Consider the following 19,602-nt stretch of genomic DNA (forward strand, 5'->3'; position numbering starts at 1 on the left):
TATGCTTCGGCCCCTGTTATCGGGGGCCTTATGCTTAACATCGTCTTATTTGAACCAGAAATTCCGCCGAATACCGGCAATATTATTCGCCTCTGCGCCAACACCGGCTTTCAGCTGCATCTGATTGAACCGCTTGGTTTCGCCTGGGACGACAAGCGGCTGCGCCGCGCCGGTCTCGACTATCACGAATTTACCGCCATTCAGAAGCATGCAGGCTATGAGGCGTTTCTGCGCGTTGAGCAACCGCAGCGGCTGTTTGCGTTGACCACGAAGGGAACGCCAGCGCACAGCGCGGTGAGCTATCAGGCGGGCGACTATCTGCTGTTTGGCCCGGAGAGCCGCGGGCTGCCCGCCGACATTCTCGACGCGCTGCCGCCAGAGCATAAGATCCGCATTCCGATGCGCGCAGAGAGCCGCAGCATGAATCTGTCAAATGCGGTGTCGGTGGTGGTCTATGAAGCCTGGCGCCAGCTTGATTACGCCGGCGCGCGGCTCAGTTAGATCCCGTCGCCAAACTCAAAGCCCGGTACGGTGCCGTTGAAGTGTTGATCCATATCCATTGAGGGTTTTTCACTCGCCGGCTTGCCGACGATACGCGCCGGTACGCCTGCGGCGGTAGTATGCGGCGGCACGGGCTGCAACACCACCGAGCCTGCGCCGATTTTCGCGCCGCGCCCGACCTCAATATTGCCGAGGATCTTCGCGCCTGCGCCAATCATCACTCCCTCGCGGATTTTCGGATGGCGATCGCCGCTGGTCTTGCCGGTACCGCCGAGCGTCACCGACTGCAGGATCGAGACGTCATTCTCCACCACCGCCGTTTCGCCGATAACGATGCCGGTGGCGTGGTCAAGCATGATGCCGTGGCCGATGTTCGCCGCCGGATGGATATCCACGGCGAATGAGACGGAGATTTCATTTTGCAGGTAGACCGCTAATGCGCGGCGCCCTTCGTTCCACAGCCAGTGGCCGATACGATAGGCCTGCAGCGCGTGAAAGCCTTTCAGGTAGAGCAGCGGCGTGGAGTATTTATCCACCGCCGGGTCGCGCTGGCGCACCGCCTGGATATCGAGCGCGGCCGAGGCGATCATCGACGGATCTTCACGATAGGCCTCTTCGACGATTTCGCGAATGGCGATAGCGGGCATAATAGGATTGGCGAGCTTGTTGGCCAGCATATAGCTCAGGGCGCTGCCGAGATTTTCGTGTTTCAACAAAGTCGCATGATAAAAGCTGGCCAGCATCGGCTCACAATCGGCCAGCGCGCGCGCTTCCGCTTTGATGTTGTTCCAGACCAGTTCTAACTCATCAGACGACATTGCAGTTTTCTCCCGAAAAAAAAAGCGCCTGAATGGCGCTACAGGTGATCATGCTGCGCATCCCGCATCAGCCTGAGCCGTTTTCGTCCTTCCTTGTACGGCCTAACAGGCTCAATGCTGCCTCTCGCGCCGACTTTCCGCAATAGAGCACCTGATAGATTTGCTCAGTAATCGGCATTTCAACGCCGACGCGCTCTGCCAACGCCTTGACTTCTTTGGTGTTTTTATAGCCTTCTACAACTTGTCCGATAATGCGTTGCGCGTTATCTACCTCTTCACCCTGGCCCAGCATCAGGCCGAAACGGCGGTTGCGCGACTGATTGTCGGTACAGGTCAGCACCAGATCGCCTAAGCCAGCCATGCCCATAAAGGTCGTGGGATCGGCACCCAGCGCAGCGCCAAGACGGCTCATTTCCGCCAGCCCGCGCGTAATCAGCGCGGTGCGCGCATTGGCGCCGAAGCCGATGCCGTCGGAAATGCCCGCGCCGATGGCGATAACGTTTTTCACCGCGCCGCCAAGCTGCACGCCGATAAAGTCAGGATTGTTGTAAACGCGGAAGCTTTTGCCGCAGTGCAGCTTTTGCTGCAAGTCTTCGGCGAAAGAGGCATCGGTCGCCGCCAGGGCAATCGCGGTCGGCAGGCCCGCCGCCAGCTCTTTGGCGAAGGTCGGCCCGGAGATCACCGCCAGCGGCGTCGCGTCACCGAGAATATCGCGCGCCACATCCTGCAGCAGTCTTCCGGTTTCGCGCTCCAGCCCTTTGGTCGCCCAGACGATGCGCGACTCAGGACGCAGATGCGGTTTAATCTGCTGCAGCACCTCGCCAAACACATGGCTCGGCACCACTACCAGCAGATCGCGGCTGGCCGCAATGGCATGGGCTAAGTCGGGCTCAAGCTCAAGGTTATCGGGAAAAGGCACGTCGGGGAGAAAAGCGCTGTTGCAGCGTTCGGCCTGCAGCTGCGCCAGATGCGCGGGATTGTGTCCCCACAGCAGCACGGGATTGCCGTTGCGGGCTAAGGTGATGGCCAGAGCGGTGCCGTACGAGCCGGCACCGATGACGCTAATCGAAGCGTGTGTAGTCATCAGGCATCCTGATGTGGTTCGGCACCTTCGCCTTGCTGCTGCAGGTAGTTCATAAACAGCGCGTCAAAGTTTACCGGCGCCAGGTTAAGCTGCGGGAAGGTGCCGCGAGAGACCAGGCTGGTAATGCATTCGCGTGCGTACGGGAACAGGATGTTCGGGCAATAGGCGCCCAGGCAGTGCGCCATCTGCGTGCCTTCAATACCGCTGATGGTGAAGATGCCCGCCTGCTGTACTTCACACAGGAATGCGGTTTCTTCGCCAACGGTGGCGGTTACGGTCACGCGCAGCACTACTTCATAAACCTCGTCAGCCAGCTGTGATGACGCAGTATCCAGATCCAGCTTCACTTCCGGTTCCCACTCTTTCTGGAAAACCTGCGGCGCGTTCGGCGCTTCAAAAGAGACGTCTTTGGTGTAAACGCGTTGAATCTGGAATTGCATTTCGTTGGTGTTTTGTTCTGACATCTGACTAAGTCCTGTAAGTTAAAAAATCCTGCGCCGCTCTTACGCCTGCAGTAGCGGATCTAATCCTTCACGACTGTCCAGCGCGTAAAGGTCGTCGCAGCCGCCAATGTGCTGCGCATCAATAAAAATCTGAGGCACGGTGGTGCGGCCGCTGCGTTTGATCATCTCTTCGCGTTTCGCGGCGTCCCCGTCGATGGGGATCTCCTGAAACGACACACCTTTTTGACTTAACAGCGCCTTCGCCCGGTGGCAGAAAGGACAGGTCGCCTTGGTGTAAATCTCGACATTAGCCATGTTGCGTACCTCGATAGATGTTATTTTCCGCGCACCAGCGGAAGGTTGTCTCCGCTCCAGCCGCTGATGCCGTCTTTCAGAACGGTCACCTGGTTAAAGCCGGCGGCGCTCAGTTTTTCAGCCGGCTCGCTCGCGCTCTGGCCGGTGGCACACACCACAATTATGGGCTGAGCCTTATGCTTTTCCAGCTCGCCGAAGCTGCCTTTTTTGATATCCGCCGCCGCGACGTTCATGGCGCCCGAAATATGTCCTCTGCGGTAATCGTCACGCGACCGCACGTCCACTACTACCGCCTCTTCTTTGTTAATCAGGCGGGTCGCTTCGCCGCGGCTGATAACTTTCACCTTAGAAAACATTCCTTTAAAGGTGGTCACAATCACCAGAACCAGTAAAACGACCCATGCCAGACTGAGGATGGTGTGATTGCTTGCAAACTGCATAATTTCTTGCATGAGGGGTAAAGACTCCAGACCGGGCTAATTAAGCTAAAACAAGGGTTCTGAGTATACCTGCGCCACTTCTCATGTACAGACGCTAAGCGGCCAGAGTTACGATTTGTGCGTCATTTTCTAAAAAAAATTGCCGTATCGCAAAAATGGCGTAACGCTTATTCAGCGTCAGGGTAAACACCGACATCTTTGGTAAAGGAAATCCCGCGGCGTTGCGCTGGTAAGCGGCTGTTCATCGTGGAATAATCACTGGCCTATGAAGGGAAAAGCGACTGTTTTAGCCACAAGGACTCGTCACAGCGGAAAGAAACGCCCGTTGCCTGCACACCTGTCCACTCTCTCCTTCAGCCTGCTCTGCGCGGGCGTTCTGTTATTGCCTGCGGCCGCGCACAGCGCCGACGACAGCAAATCGCAGCTGAAATCGATCCAGCAAGATATCGCCGAAAAAGAGAAAAGCGTTAAGGCGCAAAAAGTTGCGCGCAGCAAGCTGCTCGATCAGCTGCAGAGCCAGGAAAAGGTCATTGCGCAGGCCAGCCGTCAGCTGCGCGAAACCCGCAACAGCCTGAACGCGCTTAATCGCGAAGTAAGCCAGCTTACCGCCTCGATCGCGCGGCTGGAAAAGCAGCAGTCGCAGCAGGAAACCCTGCTGGCTCAGCAGCTGGATGCGGCTTTCCGTCAGGGCAAACATAACGGCGTGCAGCTCTTGCTCGGCGGCGAGGAGAGCCAGCGCAGCGAACGCATTCTCGCCTACTTCGGCTACCTCAACGACGCGCGTCAGCAGAGCATCGACGCGCTGCAAAAAACCCGCCAGACGCTGGGCGAGCAAAAAGTGTCGCTGGAGCAGAAACAGCAGCAGCAAAAAACGCTGCTGGCCCAGCAGCAAGGCCAGCAGGAAAAGCTGCAGCAGGCGAGCGCGGCGCGCAAGAAAACCCTGAACGAACTGGAAAACGCGCTGGAAAAAGACCAGGCCGATCTGGTGGAGATGCGGCAGAACGAGAGCCGTCTGCAGGATAAAATCGCCCGGGCCGAACGCGAGGCGCGAGAGCGCGCGGCGCGCGAGGCGCGGGAAGCGGAAAAAGTGCGCCAGCGTCAGGCGCAGGCGAAAGCCAAAGGCTCGACCTACCAGCCGACGCAGAGCGAGCGCGAACTGGTGGCGCGCACCGGCGGCCTCGGCCGCGCAGGCGGCCAGGCGCTGTGGCCGGTGCGTGGCCGTATCGAACATCGCTTCGGCGAACAGCTTCAGGGCGAACTGCGCTGGAAAGGGCTGGTGATCGATGCGCCGGAAGGTGCCGAAGTCAAAGCGATCGCCGACGGCCGCGTACTAATGGCCGACTGGCTGCAGGGTTACGGGCTGGTGGTGGTGCTGGAGCACGGCAAAGGGGATATGAGTCTCTACGGCTATAACCAGAGTGCGCTGGTCAGCGTTGGCGCCCAGGTGAAGGCAGGACAGCCTATCGCCCTGGTGGGCACCAGCGGCGGACGCGGTACGCCGTCGCTCTATTTTGAAATCCGACGTCAGGGACAGGCAGTCAATCCACTCCCGTGGTTAGGAAGGTAAGTGTTTTTTCAACGTCGCCATCTCGCCGCCGCTATCGGCGGACTGCTGTTAAGCTGCGCCGCCCATGCGGGCAAACTCGCCATCGTTATCGACGATTTCGGCTATCGCCCCTCTGAAGAGAACAAAGTGCTGCAGATGCCGGCCGCGATCTCTGTTGCGGTGTTGCCCAATGCGCCCGCGGCACGTCAAATGGCCATCAAAGCGCATCAGGGTGGCCATGAAGTCCTGATCCATCTGCCGATGGCGCCGCTCAGCAAGCAGCCGCTGGAGAAAGATACCCTGACGCCGGAGATGAGCAGCGAAGAGATCGCGCGCATCCTGCGCAGCGCGGTCAACAGCGTGCCCTACGCCGTCGGTCTGAATAACCATATGGGCAGCAAAATGACCTCCAGCCTGCCCGGCATGGTCAAGGTGATGCAGGCGCTTAATCAGTACAATTTTTATTTTCTCGACAGCATGACCATCGGCAACAGCCAGTCGATCCCCGCCGCGCAGGGCACGCATGTGAAGGTACTGAAGCGCCGCGTTTTTCTGGACGATAGTCAGGATATCAACGCGATTCGCCAGCAGTTTACGCGCGCCGTAAAGCTGGCGCAGCGGGACGGCTACGCCATCGCTATTGGTCATCCACATCCCAATACGGTGCGCGTGCTGCAGCAGATGCTGCCGACCCTGCCCGCCGATATTACGCTGGTGCGTCCGAGCCAGCTGCTGAACGAACCGCTGCGCAGCGGGACGTCACCCGCGAAGCCACCTTCACGACCCTCAAAACCGACTTTCCAGCCGCCAGGGGTGTGTAAAGTGCAGCCGCAGCCGGTTCCGGCAACGAAGGTGTTTGAAGCGGTGTGGGAGAGCGCGAGCCAGAGCGTTGTTGTAAGGGAGCTGAAACAGCTTTTTTAAGCCGCTATTTCACGCTGTGGATCAGCCTTAACATTCTTTTCTGACCAGAAATCACTATAATCCGGTGCGAGCGACGCTGACCGGTTATAAGGATTTCTGTCAGGATGAGGACGGCAAAACAAAAAATTATGCTGCTGGATAACGGCAGAGAGTGGGGCGGCGGCACCAACAGCATGCTGGAGCTGCTTAAGCGCATCGACCGCAGCGCTTTCGATATTACCTGCTGCTTTTATCACAACTACGCGCGCGGCAACGGCGAAACCATCGAATCAGTTCTGAACGCCATCGCTATTCCGGTCGTCTTTATTCCGCAGAGAAAGCAGCCCGGCTGGGCGAAGATCGCCAAGGAAGCGGCACGCGCCCTGCTTTTCTTCAACCGTGGCCTGAAAAAAGAGGCGGTCGACGCTATCGACGCGCGCTGGCGCGTCTGGCCAAATGCCCGCAGGCTGCGCGCGCTGCTGCAGCAAGGCCGCTACGATACGCTCTATATGAATAATCAGCCCAGCACCAATGTCGAGGGCTATCTCGCCGCACGCGATCTTGATATTGCCGTGGTACAGCACTGCCGCATTGAGCCGCTGATGAATGCCCGCCTGGCAAAAATGGTGAACGATGAGTGCGACGCCGTTATTGCCGTTTCGCACGGCGTCAATCAGACCCTGCGCGCTAGCGGCGTTGAGGCGTCGCGCTGCTTTACCGTATCTAACGCCATTGATATCCATCAGCCGTTACCCGACCGGGTGACGGTGCGCCAGCGCCTAAACCTGCCGGCAGAGGCGTTTATTTTCGGCACTATCGGCTCCCTGATCCTGCGAAAGTCAAACCACCATGTTCTGCAGGCGCTGAGCCAGTTTAACCAGGCCTGCCCCGAGGCAAACTGGAAAATGATTGTGGTTGGCGATGGGCCTGAAGCGGCTGCGCTGCGCCAGCTGGCTGCCAGGGAAGCGATTCTCGATCGGGTTATCTTTACCGGCTTTCAGAATAACGCGCTGGATTACCTCGCCGCGTTCGACGTCTTTATCCTGGCTTCCCGCAGCGAAGGTTTGCCGCGCGTCGTGCTGGAAGCGATGCTGGTGAATACCGCCGTGACGGGCTCCCGCGTGGTCGGCACGGAGGAGTTAATCAGCCATAACGACACCGGCCTGCTGTTCGAATATGGCGATGTGGCGCAACTAACTCAGCACCTCGTCACACTCTGGCAGGATGACGCCTTGCGTCAACGATTAACCCATGCCGCGTCGGCGCGCGTTCGATCGCAATACGCCATCGAAACCTACGTGAACGGCGTGGAAACCATCTTAAAAAGCGTCACAAGGAAGAAGCATGCTTAACTTTCTTAACCCACGTTTTCGCCGCGTGCGCGCACGCCATAATCTGCCGTACGCGCAGCCCGACGTGCAGGGCGCCATTCCCGTGACCTCTGTTGTTATTCCCTGCACCGGGGAAGATTACATTGAGGAGGCGAAGCTCAGCGCGCTGTTTGCCGAGCGCTTTGCCACCGCGGCGCAGGAGATTGTTATCGTCAGCGATCAGCCCGCCGCCGCATTTGGCGAACTCCCGCCTAAAACCCGCATTGTGACGCTTGAGGTGCCGCATCGCGAAGAGGCCTATCCCTATAAGCAAATTTATCGCAGCCGGCTGATTAAAATGCAGGCGCCGCTGCATGCGCAAGGAGAAGGGGTTTTGATGATCGATTCCGATCTCAATCTGCTTAAAATGCCTGAAATTCAGATGAAAAACGGGCATTTTTACTCCAGCTTTCGCCAGGGCAAGATGATCGCCAAACTGGCCGGCGCGGCGCAGGAGACGATCCCCGCCTACTATCAACTCAGCGTGCGCCCTTACCTTGAAGACCACGTTAACGGCGCCTATCTGGCGGCCACGCGCCAGACCTGGCAGCGCGTCTGTCCGCTCTGGCTGACGCTGTTCGACGACACCTGGAAATTAATGAACGACAGCCAGCCACCGACCGATCAGCTGCCGCTGGCGTGCCTGCTGGATCTGCTCGACCTGCGCACCGTTAACCTGGGCGAATGGGCGAACTGGCCGGTCTCTAAACGTATCGGCGGCAAACCGGGCGTGATCCCGCCGGAGGTGGTGGGCGCACACGGCGGCTTCCCGCTGTCAGAATGGCAAAAATATCTGGCCGATCCTCGTCAGCCGCTGACCTTTAAAGGTCAGGACTACACCCGTAAGGTGCGCTACCTGACGGATGCAGAGAAGCAGCAGCAATAAACGAAAGCCGCCTGCGCGGCTTTTTTTAATCCCAGCTCAGCACCACTTTCCCGGCGCGCCCGGAGCGCATCTCATCGAAGCCTTGCTGGAAGTCGTCAATCGCGTAGCGGTGCGTGATCACGGGCGTCAGATCGAGCCCTGACTGTATCAGCGCCGCCATCTTGTACCAGGTTTCAAACATCTCGCGGCCATAGATGCCCTTAATAAACAGTCCTTTGAAAATCACCTGATTCCAGTCGATCGCCATCTCGCCCGGCGGGATGCCCAGCAGCGCAATACGCCCGCCGTGGTTCATCACCTCCAGCAGGGTGCGAAACGCCGGGGGTGCGCCGGACATTTCCAGCCCGACGTCGAACCCCTCCGTCATGCCCAGCTCGCGCATCACCCCGCGCAGATCTTCCCGCGCCACGTTAACCGCGCGCGTTACCCCCATGGTGCGCGCCAGGTCAAGGCGATAGTCGTTGATATCGGTGATCACCACGTTGCGCGCGCCGACATGTTTACATACCGCCGCGGCCATAATGCCGATAGGGCCAGCGCCGGAGATGAGCACATCTTCTCCCACCAAATCGAACGACAGCGCGGTATGCACCGCATTGCCGAAGGGATCGAAAATCGCGGCCAGCTCGTCGGAAATATTGTCGGGAATGCGGAAGGCGTTAAAGGCGGGGATTACCAGATATTCGGCAAAGCAGCCCTGCCGGTTTACGCCGACGCCAATGGTATTGCGGCACAGATGGGTGCGCCCGGCGCGACAGTTGCGGCAGTGGCCACAGGTAATATGCCCTTCGCCTGAAACGCGATCGCCAATGCTGAAGCCGCGTACCTCCTGGCCGATCGCCACCACTTCGCCAACATACTCATGCCCGACGATCATCGGCACCGGAATGGTTTTGCGCGACCAGTCATCCCAGTTGTAGATATGGATGTCGGTGCCGCAGATAGCCGTTTTGCGGATCCTGATAAGCAAATCGTTATGGCCCGGCTCCGGGATCGGCGCATCGGTTACCATCCAGATGCCTTCCTGCGCGTGAAGTTTGGCTAAGGCTTTCATTCAGGGCTCCTCAGGCGATCACGCCGAGCTGTTGTCCAATACGGGTAAAGGCCTCAACCGCGCGCTCCAGCTGCTGCTGGGTATGCGCCGCTGAGATCTGCGTGCGGATACGCGCCTGGCCGCGCGGCACCACCGGATAGAAAAAGCCGGTCACGTAAATGCCCTCTTGCTGCAGCAAACGGGCAAATTCCTGCGCCACGCTCGCTTCGCCCAGCATCACGGGAATAATGGCGTGATCGGCCCCCGCCAGGGTAAAACCGGCCGCCGTCATCTTTTCGCGGAAAAAGCGGGCGTTGTCCCACAGACGCTGCCGCAGGCCGTCGCCTTCGCTCAGCAGGTCGAGCACGCGGATAGAGGCGGCAACGATCGCCGGCGCCAGCGAATTTGAGAAGAGATAGGGCCGCGAACGCTGGCGCAGCCACTCGACCACCTCGGCACGAGCGGCGGTATAACCGCCCGACGCGCCGCCCAGCGCTTTGCCCAGCGTGCCGGTAATGATGTCGACGCGCCCCATCACGTCGCAATATTCATGCGTGCCGCGACCGGTCGCGCCGACAAAGCCCACCGCATGCGAGTCATCCACCATCACCAGCGCATCAAACTCATCGGCGAGATCGCAGATGGCGCGCAGGTTGGCGATAACGCCGTCCATAGAGAAGACGCCGTCGGTGGCGATAAGAAGATGGCGCGCGCCTTTTTGCCGCGCCTCAACCAGACAGGCACGCAGCGCCTGCATATCGTTATTGGCGTAGCGATAGCGCTGCGCCTTGCAGAGCCGCACGCCGTCAATAATCGAGGCATGATTTAGCGCGTCGGAAATAATCGCGTCTTCCGCGTCGAGCAGGGTTTCAAACAGCCCGCCGTTGGCGTCGAAGCAGGATGAATAGAGAATGGCATCGTCCATGCCGAGAAACGCCGCCAGCTTTTTCTCCAGCTGCTTATGCGTATCCTGCGTGCCACAGATAAAGCGCACCGAGGCCATGCCGAAACCATGCGTGTCCATGCCCTCTTTTGCCGCCTGAATCAGCGCGGGATGGTTTGCCAGGCCTAAGTAGTTGTTGGCGCAAAAGTTAATCACCTGCTGCTGGCCAACGTCGATATCGGTCTGCTGCGCGGACGTAATGATGCGCTCCTGCTTGAACAACCCCTCCCGGTGCGCCGTATCGAGCTGCTGGCGGATCTGCTGATAAAATTGCGCTGTCATCATTGTTCTCCTCAGATGGCATAATTTCGGCACATCTTACTGAAGAAGAAGTGCGCTAACGATAAATCCACCAGGAGAATGTTAATTTTGCAGCATAGTTCACGTCAGGGAGCGAGGCACCGCCATCGTGTCGGAGTCATCTGGCTGCCTGCTCCGTGATGTAATGTTATGATGTGAGGCATTAGCGCGTGAAACCGCCTGTTTCACGCCCCAACGTTTAAGGTAGAGCACATGATTATCGTCACTGGCGGCGCAGGAATGATTGGCAGCAATATCGTCAAGGCGCTCAACAATCGCGGCATCAGCGATATTCTGGTGGTCGACAACCTGAAAGACGGCACCAAGTTCGTCAATCTGGCCGATCTGGATATCAGCGACTACATGGATAAAGAGGAGTTTCTGACCTATATCGCAGCGGGCGAAGATTTCGGCCCGATCGAAGCGGTATTCCATGAGGGTGCCTGTTCTGCCACCACCGAGTGGGATGGCAAGTACATGATGGATAACAACTATCAGTACTCGAAAGACCTGCTGCACTACTGCCTCGAGCGTGAGATCCCCTTTCTCTACGCCTCCTCTGCGGCGACCTACGGCGGCCGCAACGACAACTTTATCGAGAAGCGCGAATATGAGCAGCCGCTGAACGTCTACGGCTACTCGAAAATGCTGTTCGACCACTATGTGCGCCAGATCCTGCCGGAAGCGGATTCGCCGGTGTGCGGCTTCCGCTACTTCAACGTCTACGGCCCGCGCGAAGGTCATAAAGGCAGCATGGCGAGCGTGGCGTTCCATCTCAACACCCAGATCGCCAACGGCGAAAACCCAAAACTGTTTGAAGGCAGCGACGGCTTTAAGCGCGACTTTATCCACGTTGACGACGTGGTAGCGGTAAATCTGTGGTGCTGGGAAAACAACATCTCCGGCATCTATAACTGCGGCACCGGTCGCGCCGAATCCTTCCAGGAAGTGGCGGACGCGGTGCTGAAATTCCATCAGAAAGGGCAAATTGAGTACATTCCCTTCCCGGAAAAACTAAAAGGCCGCTATCAGGCCTATACTCAGGCGGACCTCACCAGCCTGCGCGCGGCCGGCTATGACAAGCCGTTCAAAACCGTTGCGCAGGGCGTGGCCGAGTATATGGCCTGGCTGAACCGCAGCGCATAAGGAACGCGTACCGGCGATGAAAATTCTGGTTATTGGCCCATCGTGGGTCGGCGATATGATGATGTCGCAAAGCCTCTATCGCACCCTCAAGGCTCAACATCCGGACGCCGTAATTGACGTGATGGCGCCGGCCTGGTGCCGTCCGCTGCTGTCGCGCATGCCGGAAGTCAGTCAGGCGCTGGCGATGCCCCTCGGGCACGGCGCGCTGGCGCTCGGCGAGCGTCGTCGCATTGGCAAATCGCTGCGCGCCAGCGGTTACGATCGTGCCTATGTGCTGCCGAACTCGTTTAAATCGGCGCTGGTGCCTTTTTTCGCCGGGATTAAACGCCGCATCGGCTGGCGCGGTGAAATGCGCTATGGCCTGCTGAACGACGTACGCGTGCTGGATAAGGCGGCGTTTCCGCTCATGGTGGAGCGCTATATCGCGTTAGCCTGCGACACGCCGGTCGCCTCGGCGCAGCAGCTGCCGCAGCCGCTGCTCTGGCCTCAGCTTCAGGTTGAGGACCAGGAAAAAATCGAGACCTCCGCCCAGTTTCAGCTGTCGGCGCAGCGGCCGCTGATCGGCTTTTGCCCCGGCGCGGAGTTTGGCCCGGCGAAGCGCTGGCCGCACTATCACTACGCCGCGCTGGCGCAGCAGCTGATCGCCGAAGGCAAGCAGGTGGTGCTGTTCGGCTCGGCAAAAGATCGGGCGTGCGGCGAAGAGATTATCGCGGCGCTGCCCGCCGAGGCGCGGCACCACTGCCGCAACCTGGCTGGCGAGACGCAGCTCGAGCAGGCGGTTATCCTGATCGCACGCTGTGACGCCGTGGTCAGCAACGATTCCGGGCTGATGCATATCGCCGCCGCGCTCAACCGGCCGCTGGTAGCGCTTTACGGGCCAAGCAGCCCCGACTTCACGCCACCGCTGGCAAAGCAGGTGCGTATTATTCGCCTGATTACCGGCTACCATAAGGTGCGCAAAGGCGATGCCGTGCAGGGCTATCATCAGAGCCTGATCGACATCCAGCCGCAGCGCGTTTATCAGGAACTGAGCGAACTGCTGGCTCATCCGCAGGAGACGGCATGCACGTCCTGATCGTCAAAACTTCGTCGATGGGCGATGTACTTCATACGCTTCCCGCTCTGACCGACGCCATGCAGGCGATCCCCGGCATTCGCTTCGACTGGGTAGTGGAAGAGAACTTCGCCCAGATCCCCTCCTGGCATCCGGCGGTGGACAAGGTCCTGCCGGTCGCCATTCGCCGCTGGCGTAAACACTGGTTCGGCAGCCAGCAGCGCGAAGAGCGGGTGCGCTTCAAGCGCGAGCTGCAGTCGCGCCACTATGATGTGGTGATCGACGCGCAGGGGCTGATCAAAAGCGCCGCGCTGGTGACCCGCCTCGCCAGAGGCGTCAAGCATGGCCAGGACAGCCGCAGCGCGCGCGAACCTTTCGCCAGCTGGTGGTACGACCAACGTCATGAGATCGATAAAAAGCAGCATGCGGTAGAGCGTACGCGCGAGCTGTTTGCCAAAAGCCTCGGCTATGAAAAGCCGCAGACCCAGGGCGACTACGCTATTGCCGCGCACTTTTTGCGCGACGTGCCGCAGGATATCCCGCCCTATCTGGTGTTTCTCCACGCCACGACGCGCGACAACAAGCACTGGCCTGAAAGCCACTGGCGCGAGCTGATCGGTATGCTGCAGCCCGCAGGATTGCGTATCAAGCTGCCGTGGGGCGCCGAGCACGAGCATCAGCGCGCCCAGCGTCTGGCGGAAGGCTTCGACTATGTCGAGGTGCTGCCGAAGCTGACGCTGGAAGCGATAGCGCGCGAGCTGGCGGGTGCAAAAGCGGTGGTCTCGGTAGATACCGGACTAAGCCATCTGACCGCAGCGCTGGATCGCCCCAATATTACGCTTTACGGGCCGACGGATCCGGGGCTGATTGGGGGCTATGGGCAGAATCAGCAGGCACTCTGCCCTCCTCAGGGCAACAGCATGTCAGACATTAGCGCGGAAGCGGTCGCCGAAAGGCTGGAGACGTTTTTAGGATGAAAAAGCTCCACATCATCAATCTCGGCAAAATGGGCGGCGTTGAGCGCCTTTTTCTTCAGTACATCAATGATTTTTCTGAGGGCAAGGATGAGGTTATCTGCATCAGCAATGAGATCGACGAAGATATCCGTCGGCAGATGCCGCAGCAGAAGATCCTCTTCGCCAGCCGCTTATTTAATGGTTTTACGCTAAAGGCGCCTCAGTTTCTCAGAAAGTATCTGCTGCAGAAGCGGGTGGAAGCCAGCGATGCGCAGGTGATCGTGGTCTGGGATCTGGTGCCGCGTCTGACGACGAAGCCGAAACGCGCCAGACTGGTCTATTACGACCATGGCTGCTCCTGGCGCTATCCGGAGAATCATAAAACCCTGAGCTTTATGCGCATGTTAGATGGCGTGATCTCCGCCTCGGCAGCCTCTTCTCAGGTTATGAAGCATCGTTTTAAGCTGCCCTGCCCCCACTTTGTGGTGATTAACCGCATCATGACGCCGCCCGGCATCCGCCCGGAGCCGCGCCTGTTGACGACGCCGATCAAAATCGGCACCGCTTCGCGTCAGGTTAGCCTGAAAGGGATTAGCGTTACGCTGTTAACGCTGCAGGAATTACTGCGCCGCGGCCATAACGTGACGCTGGAGATTGCCGGCAAAGGGCCTGACCGTGACGCCTTTATCGCGCTGGCGGAGAGGCTGGGCATTAAAGATAAGGTCACCTTCAGCGGCTTTCAGCAGGATATTGCGCCCTTTTTTAACCGCATCGATATCTATATGAGCACGCCCGTAACGGAACCTTTCGGTCTCTCCTGCATGGAATCTCTCTATTTCGGCGTCCCGGTTATTTATCCCCTGGTTGACGGGCAGCCTGAGGTGATAAAAAACGGCGTGTGCGGTATCGGCCTTACCCCCTCCGTCTCCATTGAAGAGCATGAAAAGCTGACGGGCATCCGCGTCGATTTTCCTTACGACGTCTACGATCCCGTGCGGCATATTATGACCAGACCGCTGCTGCTTTCTCCTGTCGCCTGCGCGGATGCTGTAGAAACTTTATCTCATCAGCAGACCTATCAGCGCTTTAGCGAAGAGGCGAAAAAGTGGACAAAAGAGCATTTTGATTACGCCGTATTCAGGACTGAATTTAACGGCGCGTTGAGCGCTATAACGGGTAGTAACAATGAACATTAAGCTGACTCTTTTTCGGCAGGATACGCCGCCTCTTTTTTTTAGCCTGCTCATTTTTACCGGCAGCGCGCTCGCCTTTTTAACCGCGCCCTTCGGCGGTTCATTTGGCAGAAATGTCTTTTACCTCACCAGCTATCTGTCGCTGGCGGGTTTTATTATTTACGCCCGGTATTACCTGCAAGAGAAAAAGCATCTGGTATTGCCTGCCGCCCTTTTCCTGGTGGGGCTGGTCAGCATTATCTGGACGACGATCTATAAGCAGCCCGGCGATTACATCACGCTGTACCGCCAGTATCAGTCAACCGGCAGGCTGCAAATCGCTGCGTCATTCCTGCTGCTGGTGACGCTGAACGACCAGCGCATCCGCCAGCGAACCGCGCTGATTGTCGCCGTTGTCACAGGCCTGGCGGTAAACGCCTATGCCCTGTATCAGGGTATCCATCTTAATATCGGTCGGGTAGAGCTGAATTACGATCGCGCCACCATCGCCGCCTATATTCTTACAGCGGTTAATCTGGTTTTTATTAAATCAGCGCTGCTGTTCAGAACGCGGCATAAAATCTGGCTGTTTGCCCTGCTGTTTATGGTGACCTATACCACCATCATTCTGACCGGGACGCGCGCGGCCATGCTGGCTTATCCCATTCTGGTGCTGATCCAGGTGCTGTTTACTAAAGATGCGATCCAGCGTAAGCATAAAATTATTCTTTTTTCCGCCCTGCCTCTACTGCTGGTGATTAGCGCGCTGGTGTTTCAGAGCAAAATTCAGGCGCGCATTCAGGATCTCAAAGATAATATTGCGATGATGCATGAGACGCAGGGAGAGAACTCGATTATCTCCCGTCTCAGTATGCAGACCGTCGCCATGAAAACGGGCGCCAGCGCTCTGGCAGGGCAATCGGCTGAAGAGCGGGGCGAGAAAGCAAAGGCCCTTATCAGGCAGAACCCCAGCCTGTATGGCGCGGAGATTTATCTCACCGTGCACATGCATAATGAAGTGCTGGAAAACTTTTCAATCAAAGGTCTGTTCGGCATTGTTTCTCTTATCGGTCTTTACCTGAGCCTGATTTACAGCGCGTTCAGGCCGCTGCGCAACCCGGCCTTACTCTCTGTGGGGCTCTCGCTCATCATTTATGGCCTGAGCGACGTGATTTTCTTTAGTACCGAAGGAACGCTGCTTTATTGTCTGGCGATTATCTTCAGCGTGGCGATCGTGAGACAACCCTCTCTCTCTGAGGCGCGGCGATAATGGCAGAACAGCGCTTCCTGCTAAGCGTCATTATTCCTTTTCACAATGACGAGGCGTTTATTACAGCCTGCCTGACCTCGCTGCTGAGCCAGGCTGATGACGATATGCAGATCGTTATTATCGACGATGGTTCGACCGATGGCTCAACGCAGCAGGTTACGGCGCTGCTGGCGCGCTACGCTCATTGCCATATCACTTTTATTCGCCAGGAAAATCAGGGCATTGCGACAACGCGCAATGTCGGGCTGCGGGAGGCTCGCGGCGAGTTTGTGACCTTCCTGGACGGCGACGACCTGGTCAGCAGCAACTACTATGCGGTCATTAAGCCGGTGCTGCTCGCTGGCCGCGACGATCTGATTGATTTCAACTATGCGCGCTTTGACGAAACGCCGCCTGTCGCACCAACGAGCGAAACGGCGCAGCGAACGGCCTATGATTTTTCTGCTCAGGGCCTTGCCTGTTTGCAGCCGCTGTTTCAACGTGCGATGTGGCACTTGTGGAATCGCATCTACCGTCATACCCTGGTAGCAGATGAGCGTTTTGAAGATGGTCGTCGCTATGAGGATGTTATTTTTACCCCCTTCCAGTACTTCAAAACGCAGCGAATTTGCCATCTGGACAACACGCTTTATTACTACCGCGACAACCGTCGCGGTATTACGCGCAATGTTCGCCCGAGCGATATTCACGATATGCTTTTCGCGCTGGAAAAAATAAGCGCCCTGGCTGAAGCGAGACGCGATGAGCCCGATTTCCAGAAGCTGGCGACGGGCATGATGCTGAACTGTTTTAGCGAAGTAAAAAGCATGTCAAAGGCGCTCTATGGCTATTACTACTACTCCGCCGATACCAGGAAAGCGCTAAAGGCCGCCGCCGCGCTGTGCCGAGGCTACTGCAAGCCGAAGAAGTACTGGCAGATGCGCTATCCTGGCCTGGATACCTTTTTCTCTTCGCTGCGCCGCATCGGCAAAAAAAAGCCCGCTGCGGCCCTATACCGCCGGGAGTAGCTGCTGCTTTTTCTGCAGGGCGAACTCGGTCAGCGTCATGCCTTGCGTGCGGCTTTGCAACCAGCTAAACAGCTGCTCCAGATCGTCATATAAGCGTTCAATATCCGCTTCATTTTTAAAGGTCGGGCTACCGTCGGGCATAAACTCGGAGGAGTGCAGCATAAACTCCACATAGTCAGCGCCCTGACCCAGGCTCTGCTCGGCCACCCGCTTCATCTGTGCCAGGTTGCCGCCGACGGGCCTGAGCCAGTTTACCGAGGGGCCTCGCCGTTTGCCTCGCAGCCTGTCCCAGCTTTTTTTCAGCTGGCTGGCGAAAGGGCCATGCCGATACTGAATGCTCATGGGCACTTCCAGCAGGCCAGACTGGCCAGGCTGCGAGATATCGTTGAGATCGAGAAAATAGGCGCGGTCGGGAAAACGGCTGTAATCCGTGCCGCCCTTTCCCTGTGGCGCGCCGGCGGAGCCGCGCCAGTCAACGCGCGGCGTAACGGAACAGTCCACCAGATAGCCGTTATCCACCAGCGCCTGCGCATAGATTTCGTTGAACGCCCAGCGTCCTGCGCGATGGCTGCGCATTTTAGTCTGAAACGTTGTCTCCAGCAGATCGGTCATAAAGGCGACTTTGTCACGCAGGATCTGCTCGGGATATTCAATCAGGTAGGGCTGATAGCGCCAGTCATCGTCGGTCAGTGCGTGCGCGGGCGGACTGTGCCAGGCGTGCAGGTGCATGCCCACTTCGCCTTGTCCGCGCGCCAGCAGATCGCGGGCAAAATCGACATAGGCGGGATCGCTTGCCATCTCGTAATTGGTCAGCCAGGTGGGTTTAAAACCATATTTTTCGCACAGCGCCTGAAAACGCGGCAGAAAACGAACGTTATGCGTTGTGACCTGGCCGCTACGGTTGCGCCACAGGTTATCGCCTTCAGTATCAAGCGTAATTAAAAATGCTGGTTTTTCCATGACTTATCCGTAGTACGAAGGGTCGCTATAAAGCGTTATGTTACGCAGGCTGAGCATAAGTCGCAAAAATTTTAACCGCAGCTCTCTTTGTTTCTCCGAAAGCAGAGCATCTTTGGTTAAGCTAAACTTATTCAGGCCGTAATTTCTTACGCTTTGTTAAGTTAAGGTTATGAAAAACAAGGTTAGGATTTTCTGTAGCGACTCCCTTAAAATTGAGCCGATAACGAGATTAGTGTTTACACACTTTTTGCCGCCAGGTTGAGACAGCCTTGCGCTTCAGGCGCTAAGGGCTGGCATGTTGAGGTAGGTATTTTGTCGAAACGCATACTGATGATCATTGATGGCTTACCTGGCGGAGGCGCGGAGAAAGTCGTGCTGACGCTGGCGGAAGGGCTGGTGGCGCTGGGTCATCGCGTCTCGCTCTTCTCTTTGCGTAGCGTATGCGATTACCCGATACCTGAAGGCGTCGATTACCGTGTGATTAAAGATCGCTGTAAAAGTCCCTGGCGTAAACTCACCGAAACCCATCGCCGCGCGCGCCTGCTCGACCAGGCGCTTAGCCAGACGCAAAGCGCAGAGGGCGACTTTGACCTGGTGCTTTCGCATCTCCATAAAACCGATCGCATCGTCAAACATTCGCGCGTGCTGGATCCGCAGAAAACCTGGTATTGCCTGCACGGCGTCTTTTCAGCATCCTATCTGGCGCGTAAATCAGGCTTCTCTTTGTGGCTGAAGCGCCTGAAAATTCGCCACGTCTACCAGAATCGCCAGCTGATTGCCGTCTCGCCCTACGTGCTGGAAGACCTGACTGAAAACGTCGGCGTGCGGCCGAGCCGCACCCAGGTGATCGCGAATCCGTTCGATTTCGAACAAATTAAGCAGCTGGCGGCTAAACCCTGCCCGCTGGCCGGTACCGATTTTATTCTTCATGTTGGCCGCTTCCACGAAACTAAACGCCACGACAGGCTGCTGGCGGCCTATGCGCAAAGCGGTATTCAGGCTCCGCTGGTGCTGCTTGGCCAGGGCAGCCCTGAGCGCGCAGCGCAGCTGCGTCGCCAGGCGGATAGCCTGGGTATTGCAGAGCGCGTCGTCTTTCAGGGGTTTCAGGCGAATCCCTATCCCTGGATACGTCATGCCCGGCTGCTGGTCGTTAGCTCCGACAGCGAAGGCTTCGGCAACGTGCTGGTCGAAGCCTTAATCTGCCAGACGCCGGTGGTCAGCACGCGCTGCCCCGGCGGACCGGCAACCATCCTGACGCACGATTTGGCGCGTGGACTCGCAGAGATGAACGCCGCCTCTCTGGCGGAGAAAATGCGTGAGATTTATCATAACCCGCCCGAGTTGCATCATCTCGACCTGAGCATTTATAGTCTCTCGGTTATTTGCGAGCAGTATTTACAGCTTGCGCAGCGGTCGCACACGGAATTATCTGCCGCTCCGCAGCTTACGAGCTAAAAG

The 19,602-nt window shown here is 57.7% G+C and carries 20 protein-coding genes; 12 read left to right on the forward strand and 8 right to left on the reverse strand.

The window, feature by feature from the left end; translation table 11 throughout:
* Positions 1 to 30: 30 nt before the first annotated feature.
* Positions 31 to 501, forward strand: coding sequence for a tRNA (uridine(34)/cytosine(34)/5-carboxymethylaminomethyluridine(34)-2'-O)-methyltransferase TrmL (trmL, locus tag MHZ97_RS11205; RefSeq protein WP_239314577.1), 471 nt, complete (start codon positions 31 to 33; stop codon positions 499 to 501).
* Here the strand turns inward: trmL and cysE are convergent.
* The 5 genes from cysE to MHZ97_RS11230 form a co-directional block, all read right to left on the reverse strand.
* Positions 498 to 1,319, reverse strand: coding sequence for a serine O-acetyltransferase (gene cysE / locus MHZ97_RS11210; protein WP_103797279.1), 822 nt, complete (start codon positions 1,317 to 1,319; stop codon positions 498 to 500). The two genes, trmL and cysE, sit on opposite strands and share 4 nt — an antisense overlap.
* 67 nt (positions 1,320 to 1,386) lie before the next feature.
* Positions 1,387 to 2,403, reverse strand: coding sequence for an NAD(P)H-dependent glycerol-3-phosphate dehydrogenase (gene gpsA, locus MHZ97_RS11215; protein WP_199187360.1), 1,017 nt, complete (start codon positions 2,401 to 2,403; stop codon positions 1,387 to 1,389).
* Positions 2,403 to 2,867 carry a protein-export chaperone SecB gene (gene secB, locus MHZ97_RS11220; protein ID WP_103797281.1) on the reverse strand — a complete coding sequence of 155 codons (465 nt, stop codon included), beginning with the start codon at positions 2,865 to 2,867 and terminating at the stop codon, positions 2,403 to 2,405. The genes gpsA and secB overlap by 1 nt, the downstream gene beginning before the upstream one ends.
* A gap of 39 nt (positions 2,868 to 2,906) precedes the next feature.
* On the reverse strand, positions 2,907 to 3,161 hold the full coding sequence (grxC, locus tag MHZ97_RS11225) for a glutaredoxin 3 (protein ID WP_103797282.1): 255 nt from the start codon (positions 3,159 to 3,161) through the stop codon (positions 2,907 to 2,909).
* 20 nt (positions 3,162 to 3,181) lie between these two features.
* Positions 3,182 to 3,613 carry a rhodanese-like domain-containing protein gene (locus MHZ97_RS11230; RefSeq protein WP_103797283.1) on the reverse strand — a complete coding sequence of 144 codons (432 nt, stop codon included), beginning with the start codon at positions 3,611 to 3,613 and terminating at the stop codon, positions 3,182 to 3,184.
* Positions 3,614 to 3,866: 253 nt separating this feature from the next.
* Here MHZ97_RS11230 and envC point away from each other — a divergent pair, with 253 nt between their 5' ends.
* From envC to MHZ97_RS11250, 4 genes are all read left to right on the forward strand, one after another.
* On the forward strand, positions 3,867 to 5,168 hold the full coding sequence (gene envC / locus MHZ97_RS11235) for a murein hydrolase activator EnvC (protein ID WP_239314578.1): 1,302 nt from the start codon (positions 3,867 to 3,869) through the stop codon (positions 5,166 to 5,168).
* Positions 5,169 to 6,068 (forward strand): divergent polysaccharide deacetylase family protein, encoded by a 900-nt coding sequence (locus MHZ97_RS11240; protein WP_239314579.1) that lies wholly within the window; start codon positions 5,169 to 5,171, stop codon positions 6,066 to 6,068. It abuts the gene before it with no gap.
* A gap of 104 nt (positions 6,069 to 6,172) precedes the next feature.
* Positions 6,173 to 7,399, forward strand: a complete 1,227-nt coding sequence (locus MHZ97_RS11245; RefSeq protein WP_239314580.1) for a glycosyltransferase — start codon at positions 6,173 to 6,175, stop codon at positions 7,397 to 7,399.
* Complete coding sequence (locus MHZ97_RS11250) at positions 7,392 to 8,303, forward strand: hypothetical protein (RefSeq protein WP_239314581.1); 912 nt, start codon at positions 7,392 to 7,394, stop codon at positions 8,301 to 8,303. The genes MHZ97_RS11245 and MHZ97_RS11250 overlap by 8 nt, the downstream gene beginning before the upstream one ends.
* A gap of 25 nt (positions 8,304 to 8,328) precedes the next feature.
* On the opposite strand, the gene tdh is transcribed toward MHZ97_RS11250, so the two are convergent.
* Together tdh and MHZ97_RS11260 are read right to left on the reverse strand one after the other, a co-directional pair.
* The gene (tdh, locus tag MHZ97_RS11255) at positions 8,329 to 9,357 is read right to left on the reverse strand and encodes an L-threonine 3-dehydrogenase (RefSeq protein ID WP_239314582.1); all 1,029 of its coding nucleotides are present in this window, start codon (positions 9,355 to 9,357) and stop codon (positions 8,329 to 8,331) included.
* Positions 9,358 to 9,367: 10 nt separating this feature from the next.
* Positions 9,368 to 10,561 carry a glycine C-acetyltransferase gene (locus MHZ97_RS11260; protein ID WP_239314583.1) on the reverse strand — a complete coding sequence of 398 codons (1,194 nt, stop codon included), beginning with the start codon at positions 10,559 to 10,561 and terminating at the stop codon, positions 9,368 to 9,370.
* Positions 10,562 to 10,792: 231 nt separating this feature from the next.
* Here MHZ97_RS11260 and rfaD point away from each other — a divergent pair, with 231 nt between their 5' ends.
* The 6 genes from rfaD to MHZ97_RS11290 are packed head-to-tail and all read left to right on the forward strand — an operon-like array spanning position 10,793 to position 17,184.
* Complete coding sequence (rfaD, locus tag MHZ97_RS11265; protein ID WP_103797290.1) at positions 10,793 to 11,725, forward strand: ADP-glyceromanno-heptose 6-epimerase; 933 nt, start codon at positions 10,793 to 10,795, stop codon at positions 11,723 to 11,725.
* Positions 11,726 to 11,741: 16 nt separating this feature from the next.
* Positions 11,742 to 12,800: an ADP-heptose--LPS heptosyltransferase RfaF gene (gene rfaF / locus MHZ97_RS11270; RefSeq protein ID WP_103797291.1), complete on the forward strand. Its 1,059-nt coding sequence runs from the start codon at positions 11,742 to 11,744 to the stop codon at positions 12,798 to 12,800.
* Positions 12,788 to 13,756, forward strand: a complete 969-nt coding sequence (gene rfaC, locus MHZ97_RS11275) for a lipopolysaccharide heptosyltransferase RfaC (protein ID WP_103797292.1) — start codon at positions 12,788 to 12,790, stop codon at positions 13,754 to 13,756. Before rfaF ends, rfaC begins: the two co-directional genes overlap by 13 nt.
* Positions 13,753 to 14,931: a glycosyltransferase gene (locus MHZ97_RS11280; protein ID WP_239314584.1), complete on the forward strand. Its 1,179-nt coding sequence runs from the start codon at positions 13,753 to 13,755 to the stop codon at positions 14,929 to 14,931. The genes rfaC and MHZ97_RS11280 overlap by 4 nt, the downstream gene beginning before the upstream one ends.
* On the forward strand, positions 14,921 to 16,177 hold the full coding sequence (locus MHZ97_RS11285; protein WP_103797294.1) for an O-antigen ligase: 1,257 nt from the start codon (positions 14,921 to 14,923) through the stop codon (positions 16,175 to 16,177). Before MHZ97_RS11280 ends, MHZ97_RS11285 begins: the two co-directional genes overlap by 11 nt.
* Positions 16,177 to 17,184 carry a glycosyltransferase gene (locus tag MHZ97_RS11290; protein WP_239314585.1) on the forward strand — a complete coding sequence of 336 codons (1,008 nt, stop codon included), beginning with the start codon at positions 16,177 to 16,179 and terminating at the stop codon, positions 17,182 to 17,184. The genes MHZ97_RS11285 and MHZ97_RS11290 overlap by 1 nt, the downstream gene beginning before the upstream one ends.
* Here MHZ97_RS11290 and MHZ97_RS11295 read toward each other — a convergent pair.
* Entirely contained in the window at positions 17,167 to 18,144 is a 978-nt protein-coding gene (locus MHZ97_RS11295; RefSeq protein WP_103797296.1) for a polysaccharide deacetylase family protein, read from the reverse strand. The two genes, MHZ97_RS11290 and MHZ97_RS11295, sit on opposite strands and share 18 nt — an antisense overlap.
* A 330-nt stretch (positions 18,145 to 18,474) precedes the next feature.
* Between MHZ97_RS11295 and MHZ97_RS11300 the strand changes: the two genes are divergently transcribed.
* Positions 18,475 to 19,599: a glycosyltransferase gene (locus tag MHZ97_RS11300; RefSeq protein WP_239314593.1), complete on the forward strand. Its 1,125-nt coding sequence runs from the start codon at positions 18,475 to 18,477 to the stop codon at positions 19,597 to 19,599.
* Positions 19,600 to 19,602: the final 3 nt, after the last annotated feature.

The organism is Pantoea sp. ACRSC, assembly GCF_022346785.1.
GTDB lineage: Bacteria > Pseudomonadota > Gammaproteobacteria > Enterobacterales > Enterobacteriaceae > Pantoea > Pantoea alvi.

What these genes read in the sequence shown, in the direction of transcription:
- rfaF (WP_103797291.1), top strand. Translation starts at nt 11,742, where the DNA reads ATGAAAATTCTGGTTATTGGCCCATCGTGGGTCGGCGATATGATGATG.
- rfaC (WP_103797292.1), top strand. Translation starts at nt 12,788, where the DNA reads ATGCACGTCCTGATCGTCAAAACTTCGTCGATGGGCGATGTACTTCAT.
- MHZ97_RS11260 (WP_239314583.1), bottom strand. Translation starts at nt 10,561, where the DNA reads ATGACAGCGCAATTTTATCAGCAGATCCGCCAGCAGCTCGATACGGCG.
- cysE (WP_103797279.1), bottom strand. Translation starts at nt 1,319, where the DNA reads ATGTCGTCTGATGAGTTAGAACTGGTCTGGAACAACATCAAAGCGGAA.
- tdh (WP_239314582.1), bottom strand. Translation starts at nt 9,357, where the DNA reads ATGAAAGCCTTAGCCAAACTTCACGCGCAGGAAGGCATCTGGATGGTA.
- secB (WP_103797281.1), bottom strand. Translation starts at nt 2,867, where the DNA reads ATGTCAGAACAAAACACCAACGAAATGCAATTCCAGATTCAACGCGTT.
- gpsA (WP_199187360.1), bottom strand. Translation starts at nt 2,403, where the DNA reads ATGACTACACACGCTTCGATTAGCGTCATCGGTGCCGGCTCGTACGGC.
- grxC (WP_103797282.1), bottom strand. Translation starts at nt 3,161, where the DNA reads ATGGCTAATGTCGAGATTTACACCAAGGCGACCTGTCCTTTCTGCCAC.
- rfaD (WP_103797290.1), top strand. Translation starts at nt 10,793, where the DNA reads ATGATTATCGTCACTGGCGGCGCAGGAATGATTGGCAGCAATATCGTC.
- MHZ97_RS11300 (WP_239314593.1), top strand. Translation starts at nt 18,475, where the DNA reads ATGATCATTGATGGCTTACCTGGCGGAGGCGCGGAGAAAGTCGTGCTG.
- MHZ97_RS11230 (WP_103797283.1), bottom strand. Translation starts at nt 3,613, where the DNA reads ATGCAAGAAATTATGCAGTTTGCAAGCAATCACACCATCCTCAGTCTG.
- MHZ97_RS11245 (WP_239314580.1), top strand. Translation starts at nt 6,173, where the DNA reads ATGAGGACGGCAAAACAAAAAATTATGCTGCTGGATAACGGCAGAGAG.
- MHZ97_RS11280 (WP_239314584.1), top strand. Translation starts at nt 13,753, where the DNA reads ATGAAAAAGCTCCACATCATCAATCTCGGCAAAATGGGCGGCGTTGAG.
- MHZ97_RS11285 (WP_103797294.1), top strand. Translation starts at nt 14,921, where the DNA reads ATGAACATTAAGCTGACTCTTTTTCGGCAGGATACGCCGCCTCTTTTT.
- envC (WP_239314578.1), top strand. Translation starts at nt 3,867, where the DNA reads ATGAAGGGAAAAGCGACTGTTTTAGCCACAAGGACTCGTCACAGCGGA.
- MHZ97_RS11250 (WP_239314581.1), top strand. Translation starts at nt 7,392, where the DNA reads ATGCTTAACTTTCTTAACCCACGTTTTCGCCGCGTGCGCGCACGCCAT.
- trmL (WP_239314577.1), top strand. Translation starts at nt 31, where the DNA reads ATGCTTAACATCGTCTTATTTGAACCAGAAATTCCGCCGAATACCGGC.
- MHZ97_RS11290 (WP_239314585.1), top strand. Translation starts at nt 16,177, where the DNA reads ATGGCAGAACAGCGCTTCCTGCTAAGCGTCATTATTCCTTTTCACAAT.
- MHZ97_RS11295 (WP_103797296.1), bottom strand. Translation starts at nt 18,144, where the DNA reads ATGGAAAAACCAGCATTTTTAATTACGCTTGATACTGAAGGCGATAAC.